At 57.4% G+C, this 1,499-nt stretch carries 1 rRNA gene; it reads left to right on the top strand.

Features of this window, described 5'->3' with window-relative positions:
• Positions 1 to 2 precede the first annotated feature (2 nt).
• Positions 3 to 1,491, top strand: a 16S ribosomal RNA gene (locus tag J3L12_RS16555).
• The last annotated feature ends 8 nt before the right edge of the window (positions 1,492 to 1,499 follow it).

The raw sequence follows: 1,499 nt of genomic DNA, 5'->3' as shown, positions 1-1,499 counted from the left end.
CACTTTTGGAGAGTTTGATCCTGGCTCAGGGTGAACGCTGGCGGTATGCCTAAGACATGCAAGTCGCACGGACTGTTTCGGCAGTTAGTGGCGGACGGGTGAGTAACACGTAGGTGACCTGCCCCAAAGTCGGGGACAACTAGGAGAAATCTTAGCTAATCCCCGATGTGGACCCACCCCCTGGGGTGTGTCTAAAGCTTCGGCGCTTTGGGATGGGCCTGCGTTGGATCAGGTAGTTGGTAGGGTAATGGCCTACCAAGCCGACGACCCATAGCTGGTCTGAGAGGACGACCAGCCACAGGGGTACTGAGACACGGACCCCACTCCTACGGGAGGCAGCAGTTAGGAATCTTCCGCAATGGGCGAAAGCCTGACGGAGCGATACCGCTTGAAGGACGAAGCCCCTCGGGGTGTAAACTTCTGAACTCGGGACGATCATGACGGTACCGAGGTAATAGCACCGGCTAACTCCGTGCCAGCAGCCGCGGTAATACGGAGGGTGCGAGCGTTACCCGGATTTACTGGGTGTAAAGGGCGTGTAGGCGGTCTCTCAAGTCCGATGCTAAAGACCAAGGCTCAACCTCGGGAATGCGTTGGATACTGTGAGGCTAGACGGTCGGAGAGGGTAGCGGAATTTCCGGAGTAGCGGTGAAATGCGCAGATACCGGAAGGAACGCCAATAGCGAAAGCAGCTACCTGGACGATTTGTGACGCTGAGGCGCGAAAGCGTGGGGAGCAAACCGGATTAGATACCCGGGTAGTCCACGCCCTAAACGTTGAGTGCTGGGTGTCCGACATCCGTTGGGTGCCGTAGCTAACGCGTTAAGCACTCCACCTGGGAAGTACGGTCGCAAGACTGAAACTCAAAGGAATTGACGGGGGCCCGCACAAGCGGTGGAGCATGTGGTTTAATTCGAAGCAACGCGCAGAACCTTACCAGGTCTTGACATGTAGGGAACCCCGGTGAAAGCTGGGGGTGCCCGCAAGGGAACCCTAACACAGGTGCTGCATGGTCGTCGTCAGCTCGTGTCGTGAGATGTTGGGTTAAGTCCCGCAACGAGCGCAACCCTTGTTGCTAGTTGCTAACGGTTCGGCCGAGCACTCTAGCGAGACTGCCCACGAAAGTGGGAGGAAGGCGGGGATGACGTCTGATCCGCATGGCCCTTACGACCTGGGCGACACACGTGCTACAATGCCGCGCACAAAGCGACGCTACTTCGCAAGAAGACGCTAATCGCCTAAATCGCGGCTCAGTTCGGATTGGGGTCTGCAACTCGACCCCATGAAGCTGGAATCGCTAGTAATCGCGAATCAGCCATGTCGCGGTGAATACGTTCCCGGGCCTTGTACACACCGCCCGTCAAGCCATGGGAGTGGGTTTTGCCTGAAGTCGCCGGGAGCCACAGGCAGGCGCCTAGGGTAAGGCTCATGACTGGGGCTAAGTCGTAACAAGGTAACTGTACCGGAAGGTGCGGTTGGATCACCTCCTTTCTAAGGAG

The sequence above is a fragment of the Meiothermus sp. CFH 77666 genome (assembly GCF_017497985.1).
Taxonomy (GTDB): Bacteria; Deinococcota; Deinococci; order Deinococcales; family Thermaceae; genus Meiothermus.
The sequence above is the reverse complement of the archived record's forward strand: the minus strand, read 5'-3'. Positions and strand labels throughout refer to the sequence as shown.